We start from the raw sequence: 25,651 nt of genomic DNA, 5'->3' as shown, positions 1-25,651 counted from the left end.
CGGAGCCCACCATGCTGAACGACATCTTCCCGGACGAGCTTCCGCGCGCCTTGCAACACATGCTTGAACGCGACCAGGCCGATGGCCCTGCCACTCTGCCGCGCCGCAGCTTCCTCAAAATCCTCGGTGTGGGCGGCCTGGCCCTGGGGGCATTTCCCCACCTGGCCCTGGCGCAAAGCGCTGGCGGTGACGCCGCAGCAGTACTGAAGCCGAATCAGCAGCCCTCTGCGTTCGTGCACATCGCGTCGAACGGTGAAGTCACCGTGACCCTCAACCGCCTGGAGTTCGGCCAAGGTGTACAGACCGGCCTGCCGATGATCCTCGCCGAAGAGCTGGATGCCGACTGGAGCCTGGTGCGCAGCCGCAATGGCAGCAGCGACATCGCCTACCAGGACCCGCTCTTTGGCATGCACCTGACCGGCGGCTCCAACTCGATCAAGAACAGCTACACCCAATACCGCGAACTCGGTGCCCGCGCTCGCGCCATGCTGCTCTCGGCAGCGGCCGCACGCTGGAACCTGGACGTGGCGAGCCTGAGCACACAAGCCGGCAAGGTACTGGGCCCCGGCGGCCGCACAGCGAGCTACGGTGAACTGGCCGAGGCGGCGATGGCACTGCCGGTGCCTGAACAGATCACCCTCAAAGACCCCAAGGACTTCCGCATCATTGGCCATGCCACGACGCGCATCGATGCCAAGGCCAAGAGCAGTGGCCAGCAGGCCTTCGGCATCGACATGGGCCTGCCCGGGCAACTCACCGCCGTGGTGGCTCGCCCACCGGTGTTCGGCGCCAAAATCGCCTCGCTGGATGACAGCGCGGCACGGGCGATCCAGGGCGTGAAGGCGGTGCTGCGGGTGCCGCTGGACGCTGGCGCCGAAGGCGTAGCAGTCGTGGCGCTGGGCTACTGGCAGGCCAAGCAAGGGCGCGATGCCCTCAAGCTGCAGTGGGACACCGCGAACGTAGAGAAGGTCGACAGCGAGCGTCAGTTGGCCGACTACCGCGAACTGGCTGGCCGCCCGGGCCCGCGCCATTTCGAGGCGGACATGACGCCGCTGGCCAGCGCACCGCATCAGTTGGAAGCCGAGTTCCTGTTCCCGTACCTGGCCCATGCCCCCATGGAACCGCTGAACTGCACCGTACAGCTGTCCGCTGGGCGCGCCGAATTGTGGGTCGGCACCCAGTTTGCCGGCGCCGACGGCGCCGCGGCGGCACGGGTGCTCAACCTCAAGCCCGAGCAGGTACAGATCAACGTGCAGACCGCGGGCGGCGGTTTTGGCCGACGCGGCATCGCCACCTGCGACATTGTGGTGCTGGCCTGCGAGGTGGCCAAGGCGGCGCAAAGCGCCGGTTTGACGGTGCCGGTGCGCACCCTGTGGAGCCGCGAGGACGACATCAAGGGCGGCTATTACCGCCCTATGCACCTGCACCGCGCGCACATCGGTTTCGACGATAACGGCCAAGTGCTGGCCTGGGACCACGTGCTGGTCGGACAGTCGATCATCTCGGGCACCATGTTCGGCGGCCGGGTGAAAAACGGCATTGATCCCACGGCGACTGAAGGCATGCGCGACCCTTATCCGCTGCCGATGCGCCTGACGGTGCACCACCCGAAACTCAACGTGCCGGTGCTGTGGTGGCGCAGCGTGGGGTCCACCCACACGGCCTTCGTGATGGAGACCTTGATCGATGAGATCGCCCGCACCACTCGACAGGACCCCGTGGCTTACCGGATGAAGCTGTTTGCCGATCAACGCCCACGCCATAGTGCGGCGCTGCAATTGGCGGTGGACAAGAGCGGCTACGGCAAACGCCAACTGCCGGCTGGTCGCGCCTGGGGCGTGGCGGTTCACGAGTCGTTCAGTTCGGTGGTGGCCTATGTCGTGGAAGCCTCGGCGCAGGACGGCCGCCCAGTGCTGCACCAAGTGACCGCCGGCGTTCACTGCAACCTGGTGGTCAACCCCCGCAGCGTCGAGGCCCAGGTGCAAGGCGCGGCCCTGATGGGCTTGTCGATGTGCCTGCCGGGAGGCGCCATCACCTTGAAGGATGGGGTGGTGCAACAGAGCAACTTCGCGGACTTCAGTGTGCCGCGCATCACCGACATGCCGGAGTTTGCCGTGCACCTGGTGCCAAGCGCAGAACCGCCCACGGGCATGGGTGAACCCGGCCTGCCACCGTTGGCACCCGCCTTCGCCAATGCGATCGCGAGCCTCACCGGGCAGCCGATACGTCAATTGCCTTTCAAGCTGGGGTGATGACTGCGGGGGTTAACGCCCCCGGAGCGACGCTTCGACCCACCCTGAGAAACGGGCGGAGGCCGAGCCTATTGGAGGGAAGATGGGCCGGCCTCCTGCCCATCGAGATTCATTGCAAGCGCATCCGCCGGATGTCCCGCTGCGGCGGCTCGCCAAACAGGCGGCTGTACTCGCGACTGAACTGCGATGAGCTTTCGTAACCCACCAGCCCGCCCGCACTGCTGGCATCGACATTCTGGCTCAACATCAACTGGCGAGCCGCTTGCAGCCTCAGCTGTTTCTGGTACTGCAACGGGCTCATGCCGGTGACCACGCGAAAATGCTGGCGAAAGGTGGACGGACTCATGTGCGCAATGGCCGCCAAATCATCCATGCGCAAGGCCTGGCGAAAATTCAGCTTCAACCAGGCCACGGTCTTGGCGATGTGCTGGCTGGGCGAGCCCGCCGTGACCACCTGCAGCAACTGCGCACCATGGGCACCGCTGAGCAGGCGAGCGATGATTTCTTCCTTGATCAAGGGTGCCAGGGTTTCAAGCAGTGCCGGCTCGCTGAGCAGCCCCAGCAAACGCTCCAGCGCACACAGCACGCCGACATCCAGGGCCTGCACGGTCAGCGGACGAAAGCAGCCATCTTTCATGCGCTGCGACAACTGCATGCGCTGGGCGAGTTGCATCACCATGGCGTTGTCGAATGTCAGCATCAGGCCCAGAAAGGGTTTGGCGATGCTGGCCTGGATCACATGGGAAATGACCGGTAAATCGAGGCTGGTGACCATCGACTGGCCGGGGCCATAAGTCAGCACGTCCTCCCCGACGATGACTTGCTTGCACCCTTGCACCGTGACGCCGATGCCCAGGCCGTAAACACAATGCACCGGCGTGGTCGCCAATTTACGCCGATGCAGGCTCAAGCCGGGGATAGCGGTGACTTGGTCACCCTCGCTGCGCAGCATTTGGCTCACCATGTCAGCAAGACGACGGGTATCGCTGACGCTCGGGTTGATTTTGAAATCAGCTTGCACGGTTACGCCTCCTTGGAAATATCAGGTCTACAGTTGGTCACGGGCCACGCTGTTGCTTACGCGAACAATGTCCGCCATGACCGCCAGCGCGATCTCTGCCGGGGTCTTGCTGCCGAGTTTGAGGCCGATGGGCGCATGAATGCGTTCGATCACCTGCGGCTCCAAGCCTCCAATGCGCTGGACCCGTTCCAGGCGTTTTTCACTGGTGCGCCGGGAGCCCATGGCGCCGATGTAGAAGGCCGGGGTTCTCACCGCCTCCAGCAAGGTCAGGTCGTCCAGACGCGGGTCGTGGGTCAAGGCCACAATGGCCGTGGCCGCATGGCATCCACCCTGGGCAATGAAGGTGGCGGGCAAGATCTTCCGCAACTCCACCCCTGCCATGTTGAAGCCCGCGGTCAGCTCGCTGCGCGGGTCGCAGACGATCACTTCGTAACCCAGGGCGACCGCAAAGCCCGCACAGAACTCGGCCACCGGTGACAGGCCCGCGACCAGGAGCCGCTGGGCTGCGCCCACACGAATGCGCACCTGATCGGCATCGATCACGACGGGGGCGGTGATGCTGGCTGTGGTTTCGTTTCGTCGTACACAGCTTCCCAGCGTGACGTGACGCACCACCAGGTGCCGTCCCTGCAAGGCCTCGAGCAGCGTCGCGAAATGCTGTCGGGCACTGCAGTCGGGTTCGAACCTTTCCACCAGTACATCGAGCACGCCACCACAGGGCAACGCCAACGAGGGGGCCAGCCCACCTTCGCCATAGCGCACGATCTGGTTGTGCTCGGCAAACTCGTCGCGACCGAGCCGCTGCAGAAAATCCTCCTCGACGCAGCCCCCCGACAGCGAACCGCAGAACGCTCCTGACGGTAACGCCACCAGCAGCGAGCCCGGCCCCCTGGGGGCAGAGCCAAAGGTCGCAAGCACCGTGCACAACCACACGCCGTGGCCCTGTTCGAGCCACGAATAAGCTTGCTGGATAACCTGCAGATCAAGATTTTTCATGGGTTGCGTCGCGGGACGCGGTTCCTCTGATCAGCGTTTGCACCGGGGTGGGCAAGCCTCGAACACCCTGGCGCTGGCGTGCCGGGCCGGCGGTGTAAATGCGCTTGAGGGATTGCCGCCAGTATGGGGCGCGTCACGGCGAGACGATTGCCTGATTGACGGATTTTATTGCCCAATCCAACGAGCAACGCTGCTGAAAAGGCTATGTGACAAAGTATTTCAGGCTGCCCTACTGCCCAAACTGACGAGCCACACCTCGCGCCTCGGCGTGGTCAAGACGTACCAGCGCCTACAACCGATGAAAGAGGTAGGCGCTTGGCAGTTGGTCGTCCAATGCCACCCCCAACTGATGCAGTTGCTGGCGCAACACCGGGGTGTCGGCGCGGACTTTCCAATCCGTACAGGGCGCTGCTGTGAACCCGATGTCATAGCGCTCAAGGGCTTCCAGCAGTTGCCGCCGATCAGGCAGATAAATCGCCAGCGCATCGCCCTTCCACGCCGCGACGTTCAGCCCCATCAGCTCACACAGGGTAATCTTGGCCTGGGCGTCGTCCCGGTCGGCCTGGCGAGAACGCTCGACCTGGTCAGCCAGAAGCGGGTCGACGATGCGGTCGGTAAACAGGATCTCGCCTTGCTCCCAAACGGCAGGAGCACACGCCTTGTTTTCCGGACGCAGGGCAATGAACGGGTTGATTTCCATGGGGTAGATCCGGCACACCAATGGCCGCTCGTCATAGATACAGCAGCGGTCGTCATCACCGAGATTCTGGCATTGCCGCAGCGCGTTGGCGGCCAGCACGGCAACCACCCGGATACGCGCCTCGCCGCTGCCGACCTCCACGGCTCGTCGCGCGCTGTGGGCATACTGCTGGGGCTGGGAAACCCAGTTCGACTCGTCGAAGGCCTCCAGGATGACCGCCACATCATGGCCCCGTCCTAGCCACTGCCGCGTCTCGTTCAGGGTCAATGGAATCAGGCGCCCCTTGCAGCAAACCCCGCAGCCGTTGCAGGCAAACCGGATAGCGTTGTTTTGCATATCAACTACTCACACCCATGGTCGATCGCCCCTGGCAGGCCCTGCCACCGCAGTATCTCGGTGGCGCCCCCCCAGGATTTCGGCCGGAGTATGTGAAGTGAAACGCGGATGCAGTTGCCGGATCCGCGTGAATGTTTGCCCGATTCAAGGTGATTGCCAGAACGGTTGCCGAAGCTGAACGCCCGCAGGGCGTGATGCCCTACGCTGCGCCGCAGAAAGACCGTTGTTTTAGGCAATCTTTAACGCGAACCCTGCAAGGCGTCCGGGGCTGAAGATCGGAAAATGCGTCGAGGCTACGACATACCTACCCGGCAAGGGCGGCATTTCGAGCAAGACCACCACTTCAGCTTCCAAGGAAACTCTTATGACAGACAAACAGGTTTGGCTTATCACCGGCGCCGGCCGCGGCTTGGGCGCGCACTTGGCCCACGCAGCGCTGAAGGCCGGACACGCGGTGGTCGCCACCGGGCGCGATCCGCAAAAGATCGTGGCGGCCATTGGCAGTCACGATGATTTGCTCATCCTCCAGCTCGACGTCACCCGCCCTGAAGACGCCGAAATGGCCGTTCAAGCGACCCTGGAAAAATTCGGACGGATCGACGTTCTGGTCAACAATGCCGGGTATTTCTACGCGGGGTTCTTCGAAGAGCTCAGCCCTGAACAGGTTCGTCAACAGATCGAGATACTGCTGTTCGGCCCAATGAACGTCGCCCGCGCGGTGCTGCCGGTGATGCGCAAACAACGCTCGGGCCTGTTGCTCACGATCTCCTCCACCGCTGGCATCAGCGGGGGGGTGTTCTGCAGTGCCTACGCGGCCGCAAAGTTTGGCATCGAGGGCTGGATGGAATCCCTGGCCCCGGAGATCGCCCCCTACGGTGTCAAAACCATGTTGGTGGAACCCGGTTTTTTCCGCACTGAGTTGCTCACCACAGACTCCACAACCTTTGCCGAGCCGACGCTCAAGGATTACGCCGAACGCACCCGCGAAACCGTCACCGCCTGGAGCGGCATGAACGGCCAACAAAGTGGCGACCCGGCCAAACTCGCGACGGCCATCGTGCAACTCGCCCATGCTGAAACACCACCGACCCGCTTCGCCGCCGGGGCCGACGCCGTGCTGACATTCGAAACCAAGGCCAAGGCGCTGCTCGAACAGGCTGACGCCCACCGCGCCTTGTCCTGCTCGCTGGACCACGGCAACGCTTAAGCCGCCACTGCGCATTGAGCCTGCCGGGCTCCTGAAAATTGCCCATGGGGTTAGAGCCTGGGGCCTGTTTACCTCCAGGCCCCAGGCCGGTGAGGCATCACCGATCAGAGCCACACCGGCGGTGTGCTTGATGCTGGTGGCGGTCTTGTCCCAGTTGGTACCAGTCGCCAGCTCGGCGTAGGTTGGCGACTTGCCGCCGGCGGTGGTGTCCCAGGTGTAGCCCTTGAGGCCCAGGCCGAAGGTGTAGTCGGTCTGGAGCGTGGTTTCGATGCGCTCCTTGCCGTTGGTGGTCTGGACGTTGCTGATGATGTCGCGACCGTCGTGAACCATCGCTGCGCCTTGCACCAGGGACAGAATGACTTCCTTGTTGGGCGTGCCGGTCTGCATCAGTGCCGGCGCGTCGGTAACGACCGAAATTTTTCCGAGGATGTCCACCACACGAACGTTGCCCGCCTGGAACAGCTGCTCGCTGTTGGTCAGCGCCTGGCCGACCAGCTTGTGGTAGGTGGTGCCCTGCATGATCTGGGTGACCAGCGATTGACTCGCATCACCGAACTTCGCATGAGCGTTGTTCAATGCGGCCTGGCTGATGCCAGCGGTGGCAGACACGTCATTCACAGCTGCTGCCTGAGCGGTGATTGCAGCCACCAGCGCCGCGATGGCGGTATTCAGTTGGTCCTTCAGCAGGATCTCCGCGAACGCACGCGATGCTACTTCGATGCCTTGAGCGGTTGGACGCTCCAGCCAGGTCATCTGCGAAGGCTCGTAGCGGATCGGCCCGAAGCCGCCGGCCACTTTGACCGAGGAGTTTTTCAGCTCGGTCAGATCAGTGATCGGCGCGGCACCGTTGGCGGCGTAGCGATCGACGCGGCGCTGAGCGGCAGCCAGGGTCTGGAAGAACGACTCCTGGAGGAAATCACCAGTGAAGCCATCCGGAGACAGAAGGATTGCACCGCAGCTCGCAGCGTTGAACGCGACCAGGTACTGATCCCGCGTCTCGATGGTCGCCGGCATGATGTATTCGTTGAAAACCTGCATTTGCGACAGGGACATGAGTTATTTCCTTACGATTGAGGGAGATCTGGGAATCAGAGACGTATTGGCGCTTATCCCAATTGCTCAGCGTCCAGTCGTCGTTGATGAATCCTTTAGCCAAAAAAACGGCCTTGGTTTCGGAGAGAATTTCCTCTGTAACGCGCATAGCAAAAGCAATCGATGTTTCGCGTTCCGTTACATGAAACGTTTCAATACCGTTACTGCATTCGAGGCAGAACAACATGACTAAGCGACGCTGCATGGCCTCGCTCATCATCTGCACTTTGGGATCGGTGGCGAACTCGCCATACATCCGGAACCAATCCATGGTCAGTCCCACCCAAGCGGGCCGGGCCGTCTCTTCTCGGCCTTCAAGCCGATCCGCGCCATGGTCTCAAGCGCTGACAGGTATTCGGCGGTGACGACAACTGCCGACTGAGGAACAACGCGCAACCCCAGGATCGAGAGCGCTGCCGCCCACTTCTGGTACTCGCCATCATTCCAACGTGACACCGTGGACTCGCTGCAGCTCTCGAACTTGGGTTTCAGTGCAACCGAAAGGTGCTTTTGGCTGACACATGCAACCCGCTGCAAGATCAGCGTCTCTATCTCGCGGGCTATGTCATCCCGCTCTTGGCTTAATGAGGACGTCGGCATGGTCAGGCTACCGACTGAGACGGGCTTTCGTTGCCCGCCTTCAGCGTTCCGTTGGTGATCTTTTCCAGCTGGTACTGGCGCAATTCTGGGACGTCCTTCCCCCACTGCCGCACTGCCTCGTACGTGATCTTCAAGGCGCGTGCAAGCTTGGGAATGGAGCCGAAATAATCAATCGCTGTCTGGCGTTTCATGGGCACCTCCAATACTCGTACGCCAAATCCAGGCATGCTTGTATTTATTAAAAAAGCATGCTTGACAAGCTAGCTTGTAGATTGGGCAAATGAACATCACTGATCGAATGACAAAACTTGTGCTGTCTCGGAAGCCAGAAACTGGAATCCGGGGCGTGAAGCGGCAGATTTCCACCACGTGCGGAATCAGCTATGAAGCTGTGCGCCAGTGGTTTGCCGGGGATACTGGAAACATCAAGAACGAAAACTTGCTCGCAATGGCCGAAGGATTCGACACGACCGTCGATTGGCTACTGATTGGGAAGGGAGACCCACCCAGTCGATCAGCTCAAAACAACGTGCTGACCGGGGATTTCACCCGCAAGCACCAGAATGATGAGATTGAAATTCCACAGTACGACGTAGCTGGGTCTATGGGGCCAGGACAGGTGTTGCCAAAGGAATACATCGAGACGGTCCGCAATATCACAGTGCGCACCGAGTACCTGCGTGAACAGGGAATCACCTACACCAACGGCGACAATCTTTCTGTAATCACTGGATTCGGTGAAAGCATGGGGGCAACGTTCTCCAGCGGTGACCCACTGATCGTTGACCAGGGAATCAACGAAGTAGTGGTTGACGGGGTTTACGTCTTTACGCTTGATGGAATGCTGTACATCAAGCGGTTACAGCGGCTACCGAAGATGCTTCGCATGATTTCGGATAACGAGACCTTCCCTCCCTACGACATTAAGGGCGCTGAACTGGAAGGCATGATCATTCACGCCCGCGTACTGCTGGTATGGAACGCAAAGAAGTTGTGAGGAACACAGATCTTGAACGAGGCTGAGCGCAAAATTTACAAGGCTCACGAGAACCATGCATGGACGCTTGCATTCTTAGTGTTCTTCGCAATTGGCCTGGTGGTGTATTGGCTTGATGGATGGCTTAGCACAAAGCATGGTGGATGAGCAGAGTTAGCGTACTTCATCCTGTACATAGCTTCGTTCTTCGCAGTATTCGGCCTTGGAGCTGTTAAAGACTGGTTCCTCTATCGCCTTTACAAGCCGGGCGATCATCAATGTAACAGTAGCCCAACGGCTTCTGCACCAGCTACCACCAGTACGTACACATTGCAGGTCGATACGGCATGCATTGCTTGAAGATATACGACAGAAGCCGGAGCCGGCTTCGATCAAAAAAAAAGGGATTACTTTGATGCAAACAACGCTCTTGAAAACTTCAGCGGTCGCGGTGGCGCTGTGCTTCGCGATCCTCGCACCAACGACGTCAAACGCTGAGACGAAATTTGCTGTAAGCGGCATAGGGGCTACATCGTGCGGAAAATTCATGAAGCCGCCTAAAGGGCAAAAAGAGCTTATGGACGTTTTGACTGTTGCGTGGTTACAGGGCTATCTCAGTGGGACAAACACCCAACGCTTAATGGATTCCAATACAGCAATGAAGCTTCAGCCAGATAGCGAGTCGCTGATTGCCTTCGTTGAAAAGCACTGCCGCGACAATCCACTGAAGACCGTATACGAAGCTGCTCTGTGGCTCGACTCAAGCTACTGATACCAACGAATCCCAAGGCCCGCCACTGAGCGGGTTTTTTTTCGCCTCGATGAAAATACACAAGTAAACCTGCACATTAAATACAAGCATGCCTTTATAAGCGCAAGCATGCCTGCATTTGAAGCGGAATGGCGAAAGCCACCGCTCTTTAGTTCCACCGCATCACCACTGCCGGATCACCACCGGCCCAGATTCAAAGGCAGCGATGAACCGGCCTCAACGGTTCAGAGGGTTGGCAACTGACCCGAGCGTGCAGCGTAAAGCGCCAAGAACAGTTATCCAGCGGGAGAACAAGCCGAAAGGCCCGCGGCTGGAGTGACATTTGATTCAAGCCGGTGACCGACGCCAGTAGCGGGTCACGGCGGAAAGCATCACTGAGCAGCCTTCTCGCGAGGGCTGCTTGGGATGACAACCAGGAGGAATTCACCATGGCAATTCGTAACGACAAAGGTCAGTTCGTCAGCACCAGTGCGACAATGGTCGCCGATCTCCAGGGCTCTATTGATGGCTGGACACACTGGGCCAAGCAAGCGCTGCGCGACGGCGACAATGCGGAAGCCGCTCGCTGCATGGCAGATGTTCGGGACTGCCGTCAGAAGCTGAATGCGCTGAAAGCGTGACGGACCTTTTGGACTGCCCCCGCCGGGAAACAGACATTCCCTGGCCTAAGGATTACGTCGATGCCCACGCGCACCTCAGTGTAGACCATCAGTACATCAGCCTGGACGAAGCCCGAAACCAGCTGACGCCGGGATGCTCTGTCGTCCTTCAGATCCCAGGGCAGTGGAATGGGAACGACATTGCCTTGGACAGGTGGCCAATAGGCCACACATACCGGTTCGAGATGGCCCACCACCTCAAGCTTGAGGCTGCCGAAGCGATCGGCAACACCCCAGAGGAAGCGGTGATCTGGCCCTTGGCTTACCTCGAGGCAAAGGCCCGGCGCCTGGTGCACAAGCGGGACGTGAATATCAAAGAGGCCCTGCAAGACACCGGAATTGAACTTGTAAAGCCAAGGAAGCAGCGCAAAGCCTGGGAACGCCCCCTCAATTGCCACGGCTGCGGACGCTTCATCAGCTGGGACGGCCGATTCCTCAACGACTGCCAGAACTGCGGCGCGAACAACTGCCCCTGACACTCCGGCGCTGCCCGCCAACACCTTAATTGCAAGAGTTAAAGCTCCTACTCCGACACTTCAGAAACAGAAGCCTTCACGCTGTTATTTAACCAATTAACAGAGTCCAATGTCAGGTTGTACTTTTTTCCACCTTTATTGAAGCTCCAAGTGGTCCCAGGCTTCGCTCCTGCGAGCTCTATTCTATCGCCCCCCGGAAGGACCACCACACCATTAGCGGTATTATCCGGCGTAAGAGTAGACACACCAATTACCGCTTTAGTTTTAGGGTCAGTAAAAGACTCACCCTTAGAAAAACCTTTAGAAAGTTCGTAAAGCAGCGCGTCTACGTTATCTTCCGCCTTAACCTTTGGAGTCTTATTCTCCTCTTCCAGCGCGACCTCAAGGGATTTGATCTTTGACTCCAATGCCGGGAAGGATTTGGGATCTTGCAGTAGCCAGGACCGATACCTGTCGTTCTCAGATTTCAAGCTTGATACTTCGCTCTCAAGCACTGAGACCTTAGCCTTATATTGCTCCGAGGCTGCCTTATAAACATTTACTTTGTTTTCATCCAGAATGAAGTATGAAACCGCCCAAATCGCCGCACCGACTAAGCAAGTATGAGAAATAACACTTTTAATTGGGTTGTCTTCAAACCAGTTCGACATTTTTGCGCTCATTAAATTGGCATAACACTCGGGCCGAAAGAATATCAGCCAGAAGCCATCATGCCCATCACCTACTAAGCGTCTGCAGCGTCATTGAAGCTGCGACGGAAGCTTGGCACCCGCCGGGCTAACACTCCACGAGCCGCGAATTCACTTCGGCTACTTCAACGATAACGCCGCCCCGTCGAGGATCCCCTATGTCCGCACAACAGAAGAAACACCCCTTCGATTTCAAAACCCAATACGGACTCGGCCTCCCCTGCGCTCAACGGCAAACACCAGGTGACACGAGTGCTGACGAATAGATGCAACCAACCACCGAGGATCAGTCATGCATCCAACAATGCAAGCGCGAGTCGAGGGAAACATTGCTCTGCGGATCCGGGCCACTGCGGCCACCGCTGAGTTTTTCGCCATGATCGGAAAGACAGCGCCAAAGCGCTCAGTGCGCTATCAGGTCGTCACCAAGGGCAAGGACGCTTATCACGTTATCGAGCTGACCACCGGCCGCGTGAAGGGCTTTCGCTTCACCTGGCGGGCGGCGATCAATCTAGCCCAGGTGCTGGAGGCTCGTGCCGATGGAGCAAATGTGAATGTCGAGAACTGGGTAATTAGCAAGCCCGGAATCGAACCCGCATAAACCACCCCGATCGCTGCATCCGGTCACCGGAGGGCTGAGCCTAGCCAATATCGCGATCAACCCAATGCTTTGCAAGCCAGGCTGGGATCAATAACGTCCGTGCTGCATTCAACTTTGTCCTGGCATCTGGCGAGCGATTGATCTCAGTGCCGAAGTAAGCCATCCAGCTTCCATCAGGCTGCGACTCAAGCGCCGTCAGGTACGTTCCGACTTCAGCCTTTGTGAGGCCGCTTTGCTCTGCAAGCAGCTTGTTTGAGGGTTTGTTGTCCACCTGTTCCTCCTTGATCCGGCTCCATGCCGGCCATCCGTAATACCCCAACCCAAACCAAATTGCCACCACCGGTCACGGAGGGCGGCGCTTACCTGAGGTAAAAGAAATGCCTGTACGCCATAGCGTCATCCACAAGATCGACAAGAAGCCTGACGGCACCCCTGCTGTTCTGTTCCTGGGAGCGTCCGAACAGGTCGAAAGCCAGGCCCGCGACGACCTGATGAGCCAGCTCAACGAAAGCTACAACGCCACTGCCGACAAGGGCTGGGGCTTCTTTCATCAGGAGTCAGGCGCATACCCGCTCAGCGGCTGGCTCGGCAAGTACCTGGCCGGTGTTACCGACTTCCTGTCGTTCAGCACCACGGCCGTCGAACACCTCACCAAGCTGATGGAAGAGTCGAACCTCACCACCGGTGGGCACGCACTCTTCTGCCACTACCAGTAAGGTCTGACCGATTACCTGGTCATCGCCCTGGTTCAAGAAACCGAAGCGGTGACCATGACCGAAGAACTGGTCCTGATGACAGTGAAGCGCCTGGACTTGGACCGCATCCGCCTGGCGGCGCGCATCAACATCAGCGAATGGCAGACCAATCGTCAGTCGAAGCAGTACATCTCCTACCTGAAGGGCAAGCAGGGCCGGAAGCTCAGCGACTACTTCCGCGATTTCATCGGCTGCCAGGAAGGCATCGACGGCCCAGGCGAAACCCGGACTCTGCTTAAGGCGTTCAGCGACTTCGTGGATAGCGAGGAGATGGTCGAAGAAGATGCCCGCGAGAAGATCAGCACCCTGGTCAACTACTCCATGGCCCAGGCCAAGATGGGTGAGCCAATCGCACTTGAAGAGCTGTCCGGCCTGATCGACGAAGAACGGCCGAAAAACTTCTACGACTTCATCAAAGTGAAGGACTACGGGCTTTCCGAGACCCTGCCGCCGGACAAGAAAAAACTGAACAAATTCCGGCGCTTCACCGGCCGAGCCGAAGGTCTGTCGATCAGTTTCGAAGCACACCTGCTGGGCGACAAGATCGAGTTCGATGAAGACGGCGGCACGCTGACGCTGCGCAATCTTCCTACCCAGCTCACCGATCAGCTCAAGCGCGCTTCGGCCTGACACCTACCGCTGCGCCTCGCTCCGTGCGGAGCGCGGCGCCTGACTGGAGATAATCCATGAGCCACAACTGCGCATACGTCCGGCAGCACTATCAGGTGCCTGCAGAAGTCGGCCGCCGCGTCATAGCCTACGGGAAACCCGGCATCATCCTGGCCGATCGTGGCCACTACATCGGCGTGGTACTGGACGAAGACCCGAAGAAGCGGATCAGCAACTACCACCCTACCCACGAAATGCAATACGGCGAGATGGCCGAGAGCCTGCCGCTGAAAGAGTGGCTGGTCCTACCATTCAAGCATGATTGGGACGATCTCAACTGGAGTCTAGAGGCCCGAGAGGATTTGGTCAGGGTGTGGGCAGCTACCCGAAGTCAGGCCAAGTACAAGGCCTATGAGTTACTTCAGGATTACTGCCACAGCATCAAGGCGATGCTGCATTTCAAAGTGCGCCGCGCCTGACCCGCCATCACCTATTGCGCTGCACCTTCGGCACTGGCGCGGCAAGCACTTCGCGCCACCGGGCCAGCTCAGCGATAAGGTTGAGCCCTTCCCGGGCCTGGTTGTCCAACTCTTCATCCGAAAGGCTGAGCAGGCGCACCACCTCTTCGCCAATCAGCCGTATAGCCAGAACATCGGGCTTATCGTTCATAGCTGCCACCGTCCAATTTTCATCGGACGATAACAAATACCCCATATCAACGATATCAGGCCAGCCGGCGAGGGAGAATATCTCACACTCCCAAACGGGATAGTTATGGCTTAAATGTCAGTTAATTTTTGAATATTTCTCCATATGGTCTGCACGACCTCAATCTTAATAAGAACTTCCTCGCACATGAAGGCGAACTCTAATTCTTGCAGAGCATCTGCGTTAACTGCGCTATCTATGAGTCGGTTGATCTCATTGATTACTGAGACTATGCCGAAATAGCCGCGAACCAAATCCCCCCTGCCGAATTCATGCGCAGGCAGTTGATTAAGTGAGTGGATTGAGGATTCCAGCCATTGTTTATGGACGAGTTTCCAACTCTGACCGAATGCAAAAGCACCTGGTTTTTTCTCGATCATAACCCCAAGAACCGTGACATACATCGACGCACTTTCCACAACGGCTACGAGAGCATCGACTTTAGATTTTGCAGCCTTCTCTGCCGCTTTCAGTTGATCTCGGCGCTGCGAAGACGAAATCCAAATTGCAATACCAAGCGCAGCGATTGAGCCAACAGCTTGTACCCAAGACGCCAGTCCTGGATGGGTTTCGATCCAACGGAAAACTGCTTCCCAGTTCATAACCCACTCCCCTGTAGATCTCGGAACTATACAGGCGAGGATCACCTATGTCCCAGCAGCACCAGATATTGGTAGTCGACTGCATCGAAATGGTCGAGTGATTATGGCCCAGTTGCTCACAGGCTCGATCGTTCAAGCAAGGTTAACCAGAGGACTACATCTCACTTTATTAATCTGGTTTCCACACAGCAGGGCCACCCTCTGTTTCAGACCTAACCAATTTATCGCCGCAGGCGGCGCACTTGTATCGAGTGATGACAGTGCCAATGATATTTCGGCGCTCTGTTTTTTCTAAACTTCCAAGTCCTTTCGCGGTGTCAACTTTACGCCGGGATTCATCACAGCAGTTGTTATCGAGCATCGTTTTTCTCCTTGATCCGGCCCCATGCCGGTCACCCGTAATACCTCGCCCCAAACCAAATTGCCACCACCGGACTCCGGAGGGCAGCGCCTACATTGGAGATCAGCCATGGACGATCAGTTCTACCTGCAAGACAGCCGCAGTCACGCCTAAGTCGGCGATGGGTTGTCGTTCTGGGGTTTTGGTGGCTCTGGATATGTCACCGATCTGGCCAAGGCCCAAGTCTTCACCAAGGAAGGCGCCTGCGATCACCGTGACACAGACATCCCGTGGCCCAAGACCTACGTCGATGCGCGGGCACGCGTCGGCGTTGACTGCCAGTACGTGACGCTGAGCGAGGCGCTTGACCAGCATCCTGATGCGGCCGAGTTCTACATTCAGAAGCCGCAATGCTGGAACGGCAACAACCTGATCTGGCTTTGCGAAGATGGCGTTTTTACAAGCGACCTTTGCAAGGCTGTGGTGGTGTCGAGATCTCACACCGTGACCTGGATAGGCAAGCTCGGCAGTTCCGGCGCCGTCGTCTGGCCAAAACCGTACATCGATTCCCACTCCAGGCGCCTTGTTGAGCGTGACGACGTGAATATCAAAGAAGCCCTGCGCGGCACCGGAATCAAGCTGGCCAAGCCGCAGAAGCCTCGCATGATGATGTTCAATTGCGATGGCTGCGGCCGGTTCATCAGCGACGCACAGCGCTACAGGGAAGACTGCCGGAACTGCGGAACAAGCAACACTCCCTGACCCGCCCTCACCTATTGCGCTGCTTTGTACTCAAGGCTCAGCAGTCGATGAGGCGAAACGCAGCAATCGATGCATTCAGTGCCTCAACTCCGGCGAGAGCCCGCGATTTATCGTGACAAGCGTAAACCCTTCCGTTTTTTAGGCCGTCTGAAACCCGACGCTGCAAGTCGTCAATATCGACCCCCATTTCATTCAACTCGGCGACAACTGCGCCGAGGGCTTGCCAGTACGGGTTATCAATCAGTTCCATAAGTCTTTCTCTTCCTGTGAGCCGGCTCCATGCCGGGCCCAACACAGATACTCCACTTCACCCAATCACGCCACCCTGGCGAGGCCAGAGGCTGCACGGAGATAACTCATGAGCACATTCGCAGTGCTTGGAATGACCATCGATGTGGCCAAGACCGAGGCCCGCAAGAAGACGGCTGGCACAAGGAAGAACGCCAAGGCTACCGGCGGCGTCGAGCCGATCCCTGAGGCCGAATGGCTGGAGCTGGTCGCCAAACGCACCGAGAAGATCATGGGGGGGTGTACGGTCCGCCAGCTCTCACCACTCTTCGACGCGCCGCAGTACGCCGAGCAATTCATTGAACTGGCACGCAAGACGCTGAGATGCCGCGACATGCAGATCAGGGCCAAGGCAGTGCTGGTGGACGCCAAAGGAAAGCCGATCATCAACCCGAAGACGAAGGCGCCAAAGGTTGGCTTTTCTGCATGGCCGTCGAAGCAAGAGTCTCAGTCGGTAGCCTGACTCAATATGTTTACCAGGGCCGGACAGGGGAACGGCCATTTTTCACCATCCAAGTTAGGAACTCTCTACCTCTTGGCGCGATAAAAAAAGTGTCGTCGTTAAGCGTTATAAGCTCACGAGCAATCAGGAAATCTAAGAACGGCTTCATTTGCCACTCATCAAGGTTCGGCTTGAATCGCTCTTTGTAGGCATCCCATTCCCGTACAGCTTCGGCAAGTGGTAGACCTGTTATGCCGCGCTGATTTAGCAGTTGCAACAGCTGTATTTGCCCCCCAAAAATAAAAGCGTAAGTGTTCTCGAAAAGCCAAAGTACGCGCCATCCCGCATCGGTGGCTACGAGATATTGAATTTGTTCATTTGGGTTTTTGTTGGCGATTTCGCCTTGGACAAGGCCTAAAGCAATCGAAAAGGTACCGGGATAATCTTGTCCATGAGGAGACTGAAGTTGAACTTCACTCCTTGCCACGGGCTGCGCGAGAGGCGGCTGCGGATCAACCTCAACGCCGCTAGCACCTACCCTCTTAATTCTCGGAATAATGTTTTTTATCTCTCTCCTAAAGAAACAGATGCCTACAATAAACATTATCAAAGTAGCGTGCGGCCAGCCGAGCCCACCCCATATCGCAGCAAATAAGTGCTCAAACCACTCCCACACCGCTTTTACATCCGAAAAAAATCCTGACAAGTCGTAACTGGATTTGTTTGCACTGCCCAATGGTTGGCTCCCTTATCGGCATCATGCCTGCCTACTGTAATACCCCAAAACTACTTTTAACTCCACCGCCCGGGCATGGCCCGGCAAGGACTCCCCATGCCTACAGAAAACAAAACCATCGGCCAGCAGCGCTTGGATCGGATCATCGCCGCCAATGAGTTCATCCAGGTGATTGCCGATTGCGGGCGGTTCTTCTTCCGAAACAAAGGCGCAGGCCACGACGCGTATCTCACTCTCAACGCCCGCCGCAACATCGTCTGGCTGTTCGATGACTGCACCGGCGCCCGCATCAACGTTGCGAAGGAAGATCAGTGGGATGGCTTCTCGCACGGCGGCACACTCAAGAGCCTGGCAGGATCTATCGGTGCATTCGTCCTCAACGGCTCGACGATGCGCTACGGGTACTTTCAGCCAACTATGGATAACGGCTTCGAGAATCCATGGGGCTATGGCGATGACATTTTGATTGTCCGCGATGAAGGCGTTCGCCTGGGATTAATCCGCAAACCGGCAGAGCAAAAGGAGGCCGCATGAAGCGTATCTACCTCAGCGGCCCCATGACCGACCTGCCAGACCTCAACTTCCCGGCCTTCGCCGCAAGACCAAGATCCACGGGCGCCCCATGCAGGCGCTCGACCTCGACGCCGTATGCGACCAGTGTAACAAGTCACGGAATAGTGGCTGAAACCATAGATGTGCCGCATACAGCGGATGTGGCGGCACAAGGCTACTTACTTGAGTTGCAGCTTTAGATGGGCCAGGTAATTAACAGCCTGTGTCTTTTCGATAGTGCCGGGCGGGCCGTCGCTTCCCATGAGCGCCGAGCTGGCTTTTTCGAAAGCCAACTCCGTATCCACTTTAAACTGTCTGGATTTTAGGAAGGCCAATAGCAGTTGCTCAATTGCGTCGATTTGCGCTTGATTAGACATCTGTTCTCTCCTTGATCCGGCTCCATGCCGGTCACCCGTAATACCCCATATCAACGAATCACGCCAGTTGGCGAGAACCAATTAGTGAACATTCAGTTAGTACCTTCCTAACTAATTTTGCTCCCTGCAAGCCTGCTCAAATCTCTCCCAGCCCAACCTGCAAACTCTGCAATGGATAAGTGCGTTTTGGCGCAAAAAAATGAATTCCTGCTGCTGAAATGCCGTGCTGAATAAGGAGCTATCCACCGCAGCAACTAGGGTGTCGATGCTTCCTGCAATAGAGTGAAAGCTTTCCACTAGGTCGTAGTTCCCCAGTTCATGTGACGGCAACTGGCTCAAAGCGCGCTGTGAAACCTTGAACATCTGAGAAAACATTAATTGCCAGTTTTCTTGAACTGCCGCCAGGGAGTTATCCGAGGTCAAAAGCGACTCAAATGCTAATGAGTTTTGAGCGGCATTTCTTACAACCGAATAAAAGGCCAATAAACGAGCCCTCTGTTCTTCTCTTCTGATTCGATTCTGCTCACGAATCTGTCTGTTTCCGATCAGAAATGCAGCCCATATCGAAGCAATAGCACCAACCGCCTGGACCCACGCCGCTACATCTTTTGGCAGCCATCCAGTTTTGGTGAAATACCCGATAGACCCAACAAAAACCCAAAGCGCTGCCCCTCCGAAAATCAAGAGCCACAGCGCCCACACGGTTCGCTCAACAAGCCTATTCCATTGCATATCAAAGCTCCAATTCAGTGCAGGCACTTTGCCTGAGCGCAGCGCCCGCATTCAAATTAATCAAAACGCTAGCCCCCCCCCTTCCCCCTCAAAGTCAGCCGCTATAGCGGCAAGGACGAAGTCATGCCCGAAGAAAACAAACACGACTTGGCTGCAGTTGACCGCAACCTACTCATTCAGGCCGCGCACTCCGCCCGCATCGATATCGAACCGTGCACCTGCAGCGATCCAAAGTGGCCTTTCCGGCTGGCTGGCAAGTCCGGCATCCGTGGCCACTGGAACCCGCTCATCAACGACGGGGATGCGCTGCGCTTGGCGGTGGTCATGGGGCGCATGGAGCGCCTGGGTGTCGCAATCCACATCGTCGAGCCGTTCGACGGCGACACCGGACCTTACACCTACGTGGGTGCTGAGCGCTTTGGTGAGCACACCATGTATCACCACGCCGATCCTTTCGGTGCAACGCGCCGCGCAATTGTCGAGGCAGCTGCTGAAATTGGGAGGCGCTCATGATCGCCACCCTCTGGTTCGCCTACGTCTTCATCTACACGGGGCCAAGGCCATGAAACAGCACCAGGTGCTAGTTGGGGACTGCATCGACATGATGCGCACCCTGCCGGATAAATCAGTTCAGATGTGTGTGACCAGCCCGCCTTACTTCGGACTGAGGGATTACGGTGTGGCTGGACAGATCGGCCTGGAGGAAACGCCGGCTGAATTCATCGCTCGACTGGTCGAGGTGTTCCGCGAAGTACGCCGAGTACTGCGCGACGACGGCACCGCCTGGGTAAACATGGGTGACACCTACGCATCAATCGCAGGCGGCTACGCACCTGGTGGTTCAGCAGGCAAGCACGACATGGTTTCTCAGGCTACACGCGGAGCGGTATTGCGTGGCAAGAGAAAGGCGCCACCGACAGGACTCAAACAGAAGGACTTGATGGGCATCCCCTGGCGTCTCGCCTTCGCCCTTCAGGATGATGGCTGGTACCTGCGCCAGGACATCATTTGGCATAAGCCAAACCCCATGCCTGAATCCACCAGGGATCGGTGCACAAAGTCGCACGAGTACCTGTTTCTGTTGAGCAAGTCACCACGCTATTACTATGACCAGGATGCGATCAAGGAGCCTGTTGCGCCTAGTACGATCACCCGAATGTCTCAGGATCTCGAGCAACAGCGCGGCAGTGATCGAGTGCCCGGAAAGTCAAACGGCCCAATGAAAGCAGTGCGCGGCAAGCGGGACAGTTTCAAGCGTGATGATTCAAAGCGTGAACAGCCTATCCCTGGGCAGTCACTGGGAACACACCGGCCTGGTCGAGAGGAAAGTGCCTGGCCCTTGGATACTCGTAACAAACGCAGTGTTTGGACGGTGCCGACGCAAGGTTTCAAGGGCGCCCACTTCGCCACCTTCCCACCTGATCTAATTCGCCCATGCATCCTGGCAGGCGCGCCCCGGGGCGGTATCGTGCTCGACCCATTTGGTGGAGCGGGCACCACCGCAGTCGTGGCTATGCAAGAGGGTCGAAAATCGATCCTGTGCGAACTCAACCCTGAGTATGCCTCTATGGCTGAACAAAGGATCGAAGCAGCATGGCTTGATGGTGCCGCCCAGATGGACGTGTTCCATGACTGCGCCTATTCAAAACAAGCCCACGGCGCAACGCCGGCGACAATCAGCACCATCTGAAACACCCCACTCAAAAACCTGAACAGCCTGCCGGCAATGGCGGGCGGGATAGAGGCATATCAATGAGACGAGAACTGATAAAAATCAGCGAATTTCAGCGGCGCCGCTGGGGAGAAAACGGAACCCCCCAGTGCCCTCAGGCAATCCGCAACCACATTCGCAACGGCTACATCCCTGGCGAGCAAATCGGCAAGCTCTGGTACGTTGACTGGACCGCCTTCAGCAAGTCCGCCGGCAACGAACTGGTCGCAATGGTATTGAAAGGAGCTGCATGATGGTCCCTCGGCCGCGCAACAAGGCGAACAAGAGCCTTCCGCAGAACCTGTATTTCGACTCGCGGCGCTCGACATATCGCTACCGGCGGCCTACCGATGGCAAGTGGTTCCAGTTCGGGGCCGACCGCATTAAGGCGATCGATACCGCCAAGCAGTTGAATCTGGAGTTCATGCGCGGCGCTGACCTGGTTGGCGCCGTCATGTCCGCATCATCTGAGTCGTTCGCCTCGTTCCTCGACACTTACGAGCAACAGGTTCTGCCGCCGCGGGAGCTGGCAAAAGGCACCCTCAGCTTGTACGCGGTGCATTTCCGACGCTTCCGAAAACAATTCGAGGGCAAGGCCGTCGACCAGATTTCAATCCGTATGGTCGCGGATATGCTGGACGCGCTCACCCCGCGCACGGCGAACCAGTGTCGCGCCTTGCTGACCGATATCTTCAACCACGCCGCGGCCAAGGGACTTTGCCCGGACAACCCGGCAGCGAGCACGATCAATCGCATCGAGAAGAAACAGTGTAAGCGGCATACCGTCGAAGGCCTGAAGGCCATCCGTGAAAAGTCGCCGGCCTGGCTTCGAAACGCTATTGATCTCGCGCTGATCACGGCTCAAAGGCGCACCGATATCCTCGACATGCGCTTCGATGGCGTTAGGGAGGGCTTCCTGTACGTCGTACAAAAGAAGACGGCCAAGTCTAGTGACGCAGCATGGATTCGCTTTCGGGTGACAGACGAGCTGCAGGAAGTGATCGCTAGATGCCGAGACAACATCGTTTCACCGTACCTGGTACATCGGAAGCCGGAACGCCTCAAGCAAAAACAGGCGCAGACCAAGGACCACTGGACCAAGATCGAGGAGCGATATTTGACGAGAGCATTCAAGGAAGCCAGGGAGGCGGCTGGATGCTACGCAGGATGGAAGGAGGAAGAGATGCCGGGCTTCCACGAAGTGCGAGCGCTGTCACTCCACCTGTACAAGAAAGCCGGAAAGGATGGGCAGAAAATAGCGGGGCATGCGAGCGAGGGAATGACCAAAAACTACCAACGGGACCACGAGGAAATCATTTGGTCCGAAGCGATTCCGGACCTAAATATCAGCGAAATAACCGGGTAGTTTTGCGCCAGTATTGTGCGGGTTTTGCGCAGGCACAAAAAAGCCGATCTAGCTGATCGGCTTAAGTGTCTGATTTTACTCAGAAAATATGGTCGGGACGGAGTGATTCGAACACTCGACCCCTAGCACCCCATGCTAGTGCGCTACCGGACTGCGCTACGCCCCGACTAGGCGTGAAACTTGTATCGCTCCTTACGAAGCGCTGAGGAATATACCGCAAGCTTTTGAAATGTGGAAGTATTTAAATACCTTTCATCACTTCTTCAGCACCACCAGTACGTCCTCCAATTCGGAGATCATCTGACGGATCAGTTGTTTGTACTGGGTAGTATCGTCCTTGGCCTCATCACCGGAGAGACGCAACCGTGCGCCACCGATGGTGAACCCCTGATCATAAAGCAGCGCGCGGATCTGCCGGATCATCAGCACATCTTGGCGCTGATAATACCGGCGATTTCCGCGGCGCTTCACAGGGTTGAGTTGAGGAAACTCCTGCTCCCAATAACGCAGCACATGCGGTTTTACCGCACAGAGCTCGCTGACTTCACCAATGGTGAAGTAGCGTTTGCCTGGAATAACCGGCAGCTCGTCGTTATGACTTGGTTCCAGCATAAGCCTCAACTCGGGCCTTCAACTTCTGCCCTGGACGAAAGGTGACCACACGGCGAGCCGTGATCGGGATTTCTTCTCCCGTTTTCGGGTTGCGGCCAGGCCGCTGACGCTTATCCCGAAGGTCGAAGTTACCGAAACCGGACAATTTGACCTGTTCGTTATCTTCGAGAGCATGCCTGATTTCTTCAAAAAAAAGTTCGACCAATTCCTTGGCCTCACGTTTGTTCAGGCCCAGCTCTTCGTAGAGACGTTCGGCCATTTCAGCTTTCGTCAGAGCCCCCATACGTCACTTCCTTAACGTGGCGTTCAACCTTTGTTCGAGCGAGGTGAGGATATTTTGCGTAGTGGAGTTCACCTCATCGTCATTAAGAGTGCGCGATGGATGCTGCCAGGTCAAGCCAACTGCAAGGCTTTTTCTATGTGGATCAATACCTTTACCCTGATACACGTCAAATAGCCTGAGGTCGGTCAGCCACTCACCGGCGTTTTCACGAATCACGTCAAGCACGGCGCTGGCTGCAACGTCACGATCGGCCAACAGGGCCAGGTCGCGGCGTACTTCTGGGAAGCGCGACAGTTCGTGGAACTTCGGCATTTTGCCCAGGGCGACTTCAGCCAGAACCAGTTCGAATACAAACACCGGGCGATCAAGACCGAGGGTTTTCGACAGTTCAGGGTGAATCGCGCCGACGAAACCAACCAAACGGCCTTCACGCTCGATGCGCGCAGTTTGTCCTGGGTGCAGCGCCGGGTGTTTACCTGGCGAGAAGGTGAAGGAGTCCAGTGCACCGGCAAAGCCCAGCACTGCTTCCACATCAGCCTTGACGTCAAAGAAATCCACCGCGTCGCGACCTTGAGCCCAGCCTTCAGGCAAGCGGCTACCGCAAACGACACCGGCCAGCATCGGCTCTTGCTTCAGGCCTTCCAATTGGCCGACAAAACGCAGGCCGCTTTCGAACAGGCGGACACGATCCTGCTGGCGATTGAGGTTGTGCTGCAGTGCCTTGACCAGGCCTGGCCACAACGACGAACGCATGGCAGCCATGTCATTGGAAATCGGGTTGGCCAGTAGCAGCGGCTCGACGCCCGGGCTGAACAATTCGAATTGCTTAGGATCGATGAAGCTGTAGGTAATCGCTTCCTGGTAACCGCGAGCCACCAGCAGACGGCGCAGCACCGGCAGATCGCTACGGGCTTCAGCTTTGGCCTGTGGAGCCAAGCGTGCTTGCGGGTAACGAACCGGCAAGCGGTTGTAGCCGTAGAGACGAGCCAGCTCTTCGATCAGGTCGACTTCGAGACTGATATCGAAGCGATGGCTTGGCACTTCAACACGCCATTGCCCTGCCCCATCCACAGTAACCGCCAGGCCCAGGGCACTGAGCAGCCGCTCGATTTCCGCGCTTTCGATTTCCAGACCCAGCATCTGAGTCACGCGCTCGGCGCGCAGAGTGATCGGTGCGATGGACGGCAGATGTTGCTCACTCACCGCCTCAATAATCGGACCGGCTTCCCCGCCAGTGATGTCCAGCAGCAGGCCAGTGGCACGCTCCATGGCTTCACGGGCGAGCTGCCAATCCACTCCGCGCTCATAACGGTGCGAGGCATCGGTATGCAGCCCATAGGAGCGCGCTTTGCCGGCAACAGCAATCTGATCGAAGAACGCACTTTCAAGGAATATGTCGCGCGTGGTGGCGGTCACACCGCTGTGCTCGCCCCCCATGACACCGGCAATGGCCAGCGCGCGGGAATGGTCGGCAATCACCAAGGTATCGCTACGCAGGGTCACTTCCTGACCATCAAGCAGAACGAGCTTCTCGCCTTCTTCCGCCATGCGTACACGGATGCCACCGTTGATTTCGGCAAGGTCGAAAGCGTGCAGAGGCTGACCCAGCTCCAACATGACGTAGTTGGTGATATCCACCGCCGCATCAATGCTGCGTACGTCAGCCCGACGCAGACGCTCCACCATCCACAGCGGGGTTGGCTTGCTCAGGTCGACGTTGCGGATCACTCGACCCAGATAACGCGGACAGGCAGCCGGCGCCAGTACTTCAACCGGGCGCACTTCGTCGTGTGCAGCCACAACAGCGGCCACTACCGGGCGGGTGACCTGTGCGGCGTACAAGGCGCCGACTTCTCGCGCCAAACCGGCCAACGACAGGCAGTCACCGCGGTTAGGGGTCAGATCAACCTCAATGCTCGCGTCGTCCAACTCCAGGTATTCACGAAAGTCCTTGCCTACCGGCGCATCAGCCGGCAGCTCCATCAGACCGTCGTTGCCTTCACCTACCTGCAACTCGGCCTGAGAACACAGCATGCCGTTGGACTCAACACCACGAAGTTTGGCCTTCTTGATTTTGAAGTCGCCTGGCAGCTCGGCGCCAATCATTGCGAATGGGATCTTCAGGCCCGGACGCACGTTAGGCGCACCGCAAACGACCTGAAAGGTTTCTGCACCATTGCTGACCTGGCACACACGAAGCTTGTCGGCATCCGGATGCTGCTCGGTGCTCAGCACCTCGCCCACCACAACGCCACTGAAAATACCGGCGGCCGGCGTAACGCTATCGACCTCAAGACCGGCCATCGACAGACGAGCAACCAGCTCGTCGCGACTTACCTGCGGGCTAACCCAACCACGCAGCCATTGTTCACTGAATTTCATCCTGCTCTCCTAAAAAT

Annotated in this window: 33 protein-coding genes, 1 tRNA gene and 2 pseudogenes; 16 read left to right on the top strand and 20 right to left on the bottom strand. The window is 57.6% G+C overall.

Annotated features, from left to right (window positions below):
* The first annotated feature begins 11 nt into the window (after positions 1-11).
* Positions 12-2,252, top strand: coding sequence for a xanthine dehydrogenase family protein molybdopterin-binding subunit (locus M1B34_RS28245; RefSeq protein WP_268266858.1), 2,241 nt, complete (start codon positions 12-14; stop codon positions 2,250-2,252).
* A gap of 109 nt (positions 2,253-2,361) precedes the next feature.
* Here M1B34_RS28245 and M1B34_RS28240 read toward each other — a convergent pair whose 3' ends face one another.
* From M1B34_RS28240 to M1B34_RS28230, 3 genes are all read right to left on the bottom strand, one after another.
* Positions 2,362-3,216, bottom strand: coding sequence for an AraC family transcriptional regulator (locus M1B34_RS28240; protein ID WP_123334341.1), 855 nt, complete (start codon positions 3,214-3,216; stop codon positions 2,362-2,364).
* An 84-nt stretch (positions 3,217-3,300) separates the two neighbouring features.
* The gene (locus M1B34_RS28235; protein WP_268266857.1) at positions 3,301-4,269 is read right to left on the bottom strand and encodes an XdhC family protein; all 969 of its coding nucleotides are present in this window, start codon (positions 4,267-4,269) and stop codon (positions 3,301-3,303) included.
* Positions 4,270-4,558: 289 nt separating this feature from the next.
* A complete protein-coding gene (locus tag M1B34_RS28230) occupies positions 4,559-5,305 on the bottom strand; it encodes a YkgJ family cysteine cluster protein (protein ID WP_268266856.1) in 747 nt (248 codons plus the stop codon).
* A gap of 364 nt (positions 5,306-5,669) precedes the next feature.
* Here M1B34_RS28230 and M1B34_RS28225 point away from each other — a divergent pair, with 364 nt between their 5' ends.
* A complete protein-coding gene (locus M1B34_RS28225; protein ID WP_268266868.1) occupies positions 5,670-6,512 on the top strand; it encodes an SDR family oxidoreductase in 843 nt (280 codons plus the stop codon).
* A gap of 90 nt (positions 6,513-6,602) precedes the next feature.
* On the opposite strand, the pseudogene M1B34_RS28220 reads toward M1B34_RS28225, so the two are convergent.
* The 4 genes and pseudogenes from M1B34_RS28220 to M1B34_RS28205 all read right to left on the bottom strand — a co-directional run.
* Positions 6,603-7,526, bottom strand: a pseudogene (locus tag M1B34_RS28220) (major capsid protein); the annotation flags it as partial.
* Entirely contained in the window at positions 7,429-7,875 is a 447-nt protein-coding gene (locus M1B34_RS28215; protein ID WP_268266855.1) for a hypothetical protein, read from the bottom strand. The gene M1B34_RS28215 and the pseudogene M1B34_RS28220, both read right to left, overlap by 98 nt.
* 2 nt (positions 7,876-7,877) lie before the next feature.
* Positions 7,878-8,204: a transcriptional regulator gene (locus M1B34_RS28210; RefSeq protein WP_268266854.1), complete on the bottom strand. Its 327-nt coding sequence runs from the start codon at positions 8,202-8,204 to the stop codon at positions 7,878-7,880.
* A gap of 2 nt (positions 8,205-8,206) precedes the next feature.
* Positions 8,207-8,395 (bottom strand): Cro/CI family transcriptional regulator, encoded by a 189-nt coding sequence (locus tag M1B34_RS28205; RefSeq protein ID WP_268266853.1) that lies wholly within the window; start codon positions 8,393-8,395, stop codon positions 8,207-8,209.
* A gap of 89 nt (positions 8,396-8,484) precedes the next feature.
* On the opposite strand from M1B34_RS28205, the gene M1B34_RS28200 reads away from it, so the two are divergent.
* The 4 genes from M1B34_RS28200 (at position 8,485) to M1B34_RS28185 (ending at position 11,087) form a co-directional block, all read left to right on the top strand.
* Entirely contained in the window at positions 8,485-9,201 is a 717-nt protein-coding gene (locus tag M1B34_RS28200) for a S24 family peptidase (RefSeq protein WP_268266852.1), read from the top strand.
* 394 nt (positions 9,202-9,595) lie between these two features.
* Complete coding sequence (locus tag M1B34_RS28195) at positions 9,596-9,952, top strand: hypothetical protein (RefSeq protein ID WP_268266851.1); 357 nt, start codon at positions 9,596-9,598, stop codon at positions 9,950-9,952.
* A 428-nt stretch (positions 9,953-10,380) separates the two neighbouring features.
* On the top strand, positions 10,381-10,572 hold the full coding sequence (locus M1B34_RS28190) for a hypothetical protein (RefSeq protein WP_268266850.1): 192 nt from the start codon (positions 10,381-10,383) through the stop codon (positions 10,570-10,572).
* Positions 10,569-11,087, top strand: a complete 519-nt coding sequence (locus tag M1B34_RS28185) for a hypothetical protein (protein WP_268266849.1) — start codon at positions 10,569-10,571, stop codon at positions 11,085-11,087. Before M1B34_RS28190 ends, M1B34_RS28185 begins: the two co-directional genes overlap by 4 nt.
* 47 nt (positions 11,088-11,134) lie before the next feature.
* On the opposite strand, the gene M1B34_RS28180 is transcribed toward M1B34_RS28185, so the two are convergent.
* Positions 11,135-11,737: a hypothetical protein gene (locus M1B34_RS28180; RefSeq protein WP_268266848.1), complete on the bottom strand. Its 603-nt coding sequence runs from the start codon at positions 11,735-11,737 to the stop codon at positions 11,135-11,137.
* A 331-nt stretch (positions 11,738-12,068) separates the two neighbouring features.
* Between M1B34_RS28180 and M1B34_RS28175 the strand changes: the two genes are divergently transcribed.
* On the top strand, positions 12,069-12,377 hold the full coding sequence (locus tag M1B34_RS28175; RefSeq protein ID WP_268266847.1) for a hypothetical protein: 309 nt from the start codon (positions 12,069-12,071) through the stop codon (positions 12,375-12,377).
* Between the two features lie 40 nt (positions 12,378-12,417).
* On the opposite strand, the gene M1B34_RS28170 is transcribed toward M1B34_RS28175, so the two are convergent.
* Positions 12,418-12,648, bottom strand: a complete 231-nt coding sequence (locus M1B34_RS28170) for a hypothetical protein (protein ID WP_268266846.1) — start codon at positions 12,646-12,648, stop codon at positions 12,418-12,420.
* Positions 12,649-12,754: 106 nt separating this feature from the next.
* Between M1B34_RS28170 and yejK the strand changes: the two are divergent.
* Positions 12,755-13,762, top strand: a pseudogene (yejK, locus tag M1B34_RS28165) (nucleoid-associated protein YejK).
* 56 nt (positions 13,763-13,818) lie between these two features.
* The gene (locus tag M1B34_RS28160) at positions 13,819-14,220 is read left to right on the top strand and encodes a hypothetical protein (protein ID WP_268266845.1); all 402 of its coding nucleotides are present in this window, start codon (positions 13,819-13,821) and stop codon (positions 14,218-14,220) included.
* 7 nt (positions 14,221-14,227) lie between these two features.
* On the opposite strand, the gene M1B34_RS28155 is transcribed toward M1B34_RS28160, so the two are convergent.
* The 3 genes from M1B34_RS28155 to M1B34_RS28145 form a co-directional block, all read right to left on the bottom strand.
* A complete protein-coding gene (locus M1B34_RS28155; RefSeq protein WP_268266844.1) occupies positions 14,228-14,410 on the bottom strand; it encodes a hypothetical protein in 183 nt (60 codons plus the stop codon).
* A 110-nt stretch (positions 14,411-14,520) separates the two neighbouring features.
* Positions 14,521-15,051, bottom strand: coding sequence for a hypothetical protein (locus tag M1B34_RS28150; protein ID WP_268266843.1), 531 nt, complete (start codon positions 15,049-15,051; stop codon positions 14,521-14,523).
* A gap of 169 nt (positions 15,052-15,220) precedes the next feature.
* Positions 15,221-15,412: a hypothetical protein gene (locus M1B34_RS28145; RefSeq protein WP_268266842.1), complete on the bottom strand. Its 192-nt coding sequence runs from the start codon at positions 15,410-15,412 to the stop codon at positions 15,221-15,223.
* Between the two features lie 165 nt (positions 15,413-15,577).
* On the opposite strand from M1B34_RS28145, the gene M1B34_RS28140 reads away from it, so the two are divergent.
* Positions 15,578-16,153, top strand: a complete 576-nt coding sequence (locus M1B34_RS28140; RefSeq protein WP_268266841.1) for a hypothetical protein — start codon at positions 15,578-15,580, stop codon at positions 16,151-16,153.
* 37 nt (positions 16,154-16,190) lie between these two features.
* Here the strand turns inward: M1B34_RS28140 and M1B34_RS28135 are convergent, their stop codons facing one another.
* Positions 16,191-16,403 carry a hypothetical protein gene (locus M1B34_RS28135; RefSeq protein ID WP_268266840.1) on the bottom strand — a complete coding sequence of 71 codons (213 nt, stop codon included), beginning with the start codon at positions 16,401-16,403 and terminating at the stop codon, positions 16,191-16,193.
* A gap of 108 nt (positions 16,404-16,511) precedes the next feature.
* Between M1B34_RS28135 and M1B34_RS28130 the strand changes: the two genes are divergently transcribed.
* Entirely contained in the window at positions 16,512-16,904 is a 393-nt protein-coding gene (locus M1B34_RS28130) for a hypothetical protein (RefSeq protein WP_268266839.1), read from the top strand.
* Between the two features lie 10 nt (positions 16,905-16,914).
* Here the strand turns inward: M1B34_RS28130 and M1B34_RS28125 are convergent, their stop codons facing one another.
* A complete protein-coding gene (locus M1B34_RS28125) occupies positions 16,915-17,619 on the bottom strand; it encodes a helix-turn-helix domain-containing protein (RefSeq protein ID WP_268266838.1) in 705 nt (234 codons plus the stop codon).
* 96 nt (positions 17,620-17,715) lie between these two features.
* Here M1B34_RS28125 and M1B34_RS28120 point away from each other — a divergent pair, with 96 nt between their 5' ends.
* Entirely contained in the window at positions 17,716-18,153 is a 438-nt protein-coding gene (locus tag M1B34_RS28120; protein ID WP_268266837.1) for a hypothetical protein, read from the top strand.
* A 197-nt stretch (positions 18,154-18,350) separates the two neighbouring features.
* Here M1B34_RS28120 and M1B34_RS28115 read toward each other — a convergent pair whose 3' ends face one another.
* A complete protein-coding gene (locus M1B34_RS28115) occupies positions 18,351-18,548 on the bottom strand; it encodes a hypothetical protein (protein WP_268266836.1) in 198 nt (65 codons plus the stop codon).
* A gap of 111 nt (positions 18,549-18,659) precedes the next feature.
* A complete protein-coding gene (locus M1B34_RS28110) occupies positions 18,660-19,331 on the bottom strand; it encodes a hypothetical protein (RefSeq protein WP_268266835.1) in 672 nt (223 codons plus the stop codon).
* Between the two features lie 72 nt (positions 19,332-19,403).
* On the opposite strand from M1B34_RS28110, the gene M1B34_RS28105 reads away from it, so the two are divergent.
* From M1B34_RS28105 to M1B34_RS28090, 4 genes are all read left to right on the top strand, one after another.
* Positions 19,404-19,793, top strand: a complete 390-nt coding sequence (locus M1B34_RS28105) for a hypothetical protein (protein WP_268266834.1) — start codon at positions 19,404-19,406, stop codon at positions 19,791-19,793.
* 49 nt (positions 19,794-19,842) lie between these two features.
* Positions 19,843-20,970: a DNA-methyltransferase gene (locus tag M1B34_RS28100; protein ID WP_268266833.1), complete on the top strand. Its 1,128-nt coding sequence runs from the start codon at positions 19,843-19,845 to the stop codon at positions 20,968-20,970.
* A 62-nt stretch (positions 20,971-21,032) separates the two neighbouring features.
* Complete coding sequence (locus tag M1B34_RS28095; RefSeq protein WP_268266832.1) at positions 21,033-21,245, top strand: hypothetical protein; 213 nt, start codon at positions 21,033-21,035, stop codon at positions 21,243-21,245.
* Positions 21,245-22,357: a tyrosine-type recombinase/integrase gene (locus tag M1B34_RS28090; protein WP_268266867.1), complete on the top strand. Its 1,113-nt coding sequence runs from the start codon at positions 21,245-21,247 to the stop codon at positions 22,355-22,357. The genes M1B34_RS28095 and M1B34_RS28090 overlap by 1 nt, the downstream gene beginning before the upstream one ends.
* A gap of 89 nt (positions 22,358-22,446) precedes the next feature.
* Here the strand turns inward: M1B34_RS28090 and M1B34_RS28085 are convergent.
* The 4 genes from M1B34_RS28085 to pheT form a co-directional block, all read right to left on the bottom strand.
* A tRNA-Pro gene (locus M1B34_RS28085) sits at positions 22,447-22,523 on the bottom strand.
* Between the two features lie 89 nt (positions 22,524-22,612).
* Positions 22,613-22,969: a MerR family transcriptional regulator gene (locus tag M1B34_RS28080; protein ID WP_007920509.1), complete on the bottom strand. Its 357-nt coding sequence runs from the start codon at positions 22,967-22,969 to the stop codon at positions 22,613-22,615.
* Entirely contained in the window at positions 22,950-23,252 is a 303-nt protein-coding gene (gene ihfA / locus M1B34_RS28075; protein ID WP_002553164.1) for an integration host factor subunit alpha, read from the bottom strand. The genes M1B34_RS28080 and ihfA overlap by 20 nt, the downstream gene beginning before the upstream one ends.
* 3 nt (positions 23,253-23,255) lie before the next feature.
* Complete coding sequence (pheT, locus tag M1B34_RS28070; protein WP_268266831.1) at positions 23,256-25,634, bottom strand: phenylalanine--tRNA ligase subunit beta; 2,379 nt, start codon at positions 25,632-25,634, stop codon at positions 23,256-23,258.
* Between the last annotated feature and the right edge of the window lie 17 nt (positions 25,635-25,651).

The sequence above is a fragment of the Pseudomonas morbosilactucae genome, from assembly GCF_023241715.1.
GTDB classification, from domain to species: domain Bacteria; phylum Pseudomonadota; class Gammaproteobacteria; order Pseudomonadales; family Pseudomonadaceae; genus Aquipseudomonas; species Aquipseudomonas morbosilactucae.
Note: the sequence above shows the minus strand (reverse complement) of the source record. Positions and strands in the feature narration are given on the sequence as shown.

Excerpts from the sequence above, each read along its gene's own strand:
- M1B34_RS28245 (WP_268266858.1), top strand. The coding sequence starts at position 12 with ATGCTGAACGACATCTTCCCGGACGAGCTTCCGCGCGCCTTGCAACAC.
- M1B34_RS28240 (WP_123334341.1), bottom strand. The coding sequence starts at position 3,216 with ATGGTGAGCCAAATGCTGCGCAGCGAGGGTGACCAAGTCACCGCTATC.
- M1B34_RS28235 (WP_268266857.1), bottom strand. The coding sequence starts at position 4,269 with ATGAAAAATCTTGATCTGCAGGTTATCCAGCAAGCTTATTCGTGGCTC.
- M1B34_RS28230 (WP_268266856.1), bottom strand. The coding sequence starts at position 5,305 with ATGCAAAACAACGCTATCCGGTTTGCCTGCAACGGCTGCGGGGTTTGC.
- M1B34_RS28225 (WP_268266868.1), top strand. The coding sequence starts at position 5,670 with ATGACAGACAAACAGGTTTGGCTTATCACCGGCGCCGGCCGCGGCTTG.
- M1B34_RS28215 (WP_268266855.1), bottom strand. The coding sequence starts at position 7,875 with ATGGATTGGTTCCGGATGTATGGCGAGTTCGCCACCGATCCCAAAGTG.
- M1B34_RS28210 (WP_268266854.1), bottom strand. The coding sequence starts at position 8,204 with ATGCCGACGTCCTCATTAAGCCAAGAGCGGGATGACATAGCCCGCGAG.
- M1B34_RS28205 (WP_268266853.1), bottom strand. The coding sequence starts at position 8,395 with ATGAAACGCCAGACAGCGATTGATTATTTCGGCTCCATTCCCAAGCTT.
- M1B34_RS28200 (WP_268266852.1), top strand. The coding sequence starts at position 8,485 with ATGAACATCACTGATCGAATGACAAAACTTGTGCTGTCTCGGAAGCCA.
- M1B34_RS28195 (WP_268266851.1), top strand. The coding sequence starts at position 9,596 with ATGCAAACAACGCTCTTGAAAACTTCAGCGGTCGCGGTGGCGCTGTGC.
- M1B34_RS28190 (WP_268266850.1), top strand. The coding sequence starts at position 10,381 with ATGGCAATTCGTAACGACAAAGGTCAGTTCGTCAGCACCAGTGCGACA.
- M1B34_RS28180 (WP_268266848.1), bottom strand. The coding sequence starts at position 11,737 with ATGTCGAACTGGTTTGAAGACAACCCAATTAAAAGTGTTATTTCTCAT.
- M1B34_RS28175 (WP_268266847.1), top strand. The coding sequence starts at position 12,069 with ATGCATCCAACAATGCAAGCGCGAGTCGAGGGAAACATTGCTCTGCGG.
- M1B34_RS28160 (WP_268266845.1), top strand. The coding sequence starts at position 13,819 with ATGAGCCACAACTGCGCATACGTCCGGCAGCACTATCAGGTGCCTGCA.
- M1B34_RS28155 (WP_268266844.1), bottom strand. The coding sequence starts at position 14,410 with ATGAACGATAAGCCCGATGTTCTGGCTATACGGCTGATTGGCGAAGAG.
- M1B34_RS28150 (WP_268266843.1), bottom strand. The coding sequence starts at position 15,051 with ATGAACTGGGAAGCAGTTTTCCGTTGGATCGAAACCCATCCAGGACTG.
- M1B34_RS28145 (WP_268266842.1), bottom strand. The coding sequence starts at position 15,412 with ATGCTCGATAACAACTGCTGTGATGAATCCCGGCGTAAAGTTGACACC.
- M1B34_RS28135 (WP_268266840.1), bottom strand. The coding sequence starts at position 16,403 with ATGGAACTGATTGATAACCCGTACTGGCAAGCCCTCGGCGCAGTTGTC.
- M1B34_RS28130 (WP_268266839.1), top strand. The coding sequence starts at position 16,512 with ATGAGCACATTCGCAGTGCTTGGAATGACCATCGATGTGGCCAAGACC.
- M1B34_RS28120 (WP_268266837.1), top strand. The coding sequence starts at position 17,716 with ATGCCTACAGAAAACAAAACCATCGGCCAGCAGCGCTTGGATCGGATC.
- M1B34_RS28115 (WP_268266836.1), bottom strand. The coding sequence starts at position 18,548 with ATGTCTAATCAAGCGCAAATCGACGCAATTGAGCAACTGCTATTGGCC.
- M1B34_RS28110 (WP_268266835.1), bottom strand. The coding sequence starts at position 19,331 with ATGCGGGCGCTGCGCTCAGGCAAAGTGCCTGCACTGAATTGGAGCTTT.
- M1B34_RS28105 (WP_268266834.1), top strand. The coding sequence starts at position 19,404 with ATGCCCGAAGAAAACAAACACGACTTGGCTGCAGTTGACCGCAACCTA.
- M1B34_RS28100 (WP_268266833.1), top strand. The coding sequence starts at position 19,843 with ATGAAACAGCACCAGGTGCTAGTTGGGGACTGCATCGACATGATGCGC.
- M1B34_RS28095 (WP_268266832.1), top strand. The coding sequence starts at position 21,033 with ATGAGACGAGAACTGATAAAAATCAGCGAATTTCAGCGGCGCCGCTGG.
- M1B34_RS28090 (WP_268266867.1), top strand. The coding sequence starts at position 21,245 with ATGGTCCCTCGGCCGCGCAACAAGGCGAACAAGAGCCTTCCGCAGAAC.
- M1B34_RS28080 (WP_007920509.1), bottom strand. The coding sequence starts at position 22,969 with ATGCTGGAACCAAGTCATAACGACGAGCTGCCGGTTATTCCAGGCAAA.
- ihfA (WP_002553164.1), bottom strand. The coding sequence starts at position 23,252 with ATGGGGGCTCTGACGAAAGCTGAAATGGCCGAACGTCTCTACGAAGAG.
- pheT (WP_268266831.1), bottom strand. The coding sequence starts at position 25,634 with ATGAAATTCAGTGAACAATGGCTGCGTGGTTGGGTTAGCCCGCAGGTA.